At 57.4% G+C, this 1,239-nt stretch carries 2 protein-coding genes and 1 pseudogene; 2 read left to right on the top strand and 1 reads right to left on the bottom strand.

Annotated elements, in window-relative coordinates; genetic code table 11:
- Window positions 1–13: 13 nt before the first annotated feature.
- A complete protein-coding gene (locus HX846_RS21330) occupies window positions 14–598 on the bottom strand; it encodes an ACP phosphodiesterase (RefSeq protein WP_003219791.1) in 585 nt (194 codons plus the stop codon).
- A gap of 156 nt (window positions 599–754) precedes the next feature.
- Between HX846_RS21330 and HX846_RS21325 the strand changes: the two genes are divergently transcribed.
- Window positions 755–1,069, top strand: coding sequence for a helix-turn-helix transcriptional regulator (locus HX846_RS21325; RefSeq protein WP_003219793.1), 315 nt, complete (start codon window positions 755–757; stop codon window positions 1,067–1,069).
- A 13-nt stretch (window positions 1,070–1,082) separates the two neighbouring features.
- Window positions 1,083–1,239 (top strand): annotated as a pseudogene (locus HX846_RS21320) (MFS transporter); the annotation flags it as partial.

Genomic DNA, 1,239 nt, shown 5'->3' with positions numbered 1-1,239 from the left:
CCCGCTCCCACATTTATAGTTGTATTGCCAACTGGCTATTTGAGAACCGCTGCAATTCTGGGTAAAACACCCGAAAGTCCTCGCTCAACGGCTCGTACAGCGCTCGTAATTCCTGCATGGCATGGCCCAGTTCTTCGGGCCGTGTCAGGCGTCGGCCAATTCCTCGAAGTACCTGTTCCATCACCGCAAATTCGCGGTACGAACCCAGCCAGTCATCCGCCGCCATGTACGGCGCAATCTGCGCCAGCCGCCCCGGCAACGCCGGCTCTTCGGCGAGCACCCGGTAAACCTCAGAGGTAAATCGCTCCAGCGGCTGATCGGCATATAACGCCCAGTCCCGCGCCAGGCAGTGGTCGAAAAACACATCGAGGACAATCCCGGCATAGCGGCGCCGGGTCAGGGTGAAGCGCGACAGCGCCTGCCCGATCAGCGGATGACTGTCGGTGTAGCGATCGATTGAGCGATGCAACTGAATCGCCGACTCGATTTGCGGGCTGAACTGGCCTTGCAGGCGACCTTTAACAAAGTCGCCATACAGGCTGCCAAGCAATTGAGCAGGAAGTTGGCCGCCGAGGTGCAGATGTGCGAGATAATTCATGGCGCGCAGTCTAGCACTGCCGTCAACGTATCGTTATAACCCGATATACCGATTCAATCTGGTTTAATACCAAAATCATATTGGTATATCGGGATACAACGATTTAAAGTTCGCCTCATCGCGATATAACGTTTTACAAAACCGAGCATCACTGCCATGTCCATCGACCTCGACGAAATAATAAAAGCCCTGGCGCACCCAGTACGGCGAGACATCCTCAACTGGCTGAAAGACCCGAAAGTGCAATTCCCCGAGCAGTTGCACAACCACGAATACGGCATTTGCGCCGGGCAGATCGACCAGCGCTGCGGGCTGTCTCAGTCCACCGTGTCGGCGCACCTGGCGAACCTGCAACGGGCGGGGCTGATCAGCAGCCAGAAGGCCGGCCAATGGCACTTTTTCAAACGCAATGAGGACGTGATCCAAGCCTTCCTCAAAGCGCTCACCGAAGAACTCAGCGCACCGCTGTAACAAGGACCCATCAATGCCTCTCTCGCTACTCATCCTGGCCTTAAGCGCCTTCGCCATCGGTACCACCGAGTTCGTCATCATGGGCCTGTTGCCCGATGTGGCGGCCGACCTCGGTGTATCGATTCCCGGCGCCGGCTGGCTGGTGACCGGCTACGCCCTGGGCGTGGCCA

The organism is Pseudomonas sp. K5002 (assembly GCF_013386655.1).
GTDB lineage: Bacteria > Pseudomonadota > Gammaproteobacteria > Pseudomonadales > Pseudomonadaceae > Aquipseudomonas.
Note: the sequence above shows the minus strand (reverse complement) of the source record. Positions and strands in the feature narration are given on the sequence as shown.

Excerpts from the sequence above, each read along its gene's own strand:
- HX846_RS21330 (WP_003219791.1), bottom strand. The coding sequence starts at position 598 with ATGAATTATCTCGCACATCTGCACCTCGGCGGCCAACTTCCTGCTCAA.
- HX846_RS21325 (WP_003219793.1), top strand. The coding sequence starts at position 755 with ATGTCCATCGACCTCGACGAAATAATAAAAGCCCTGGCGCACCCAGTA.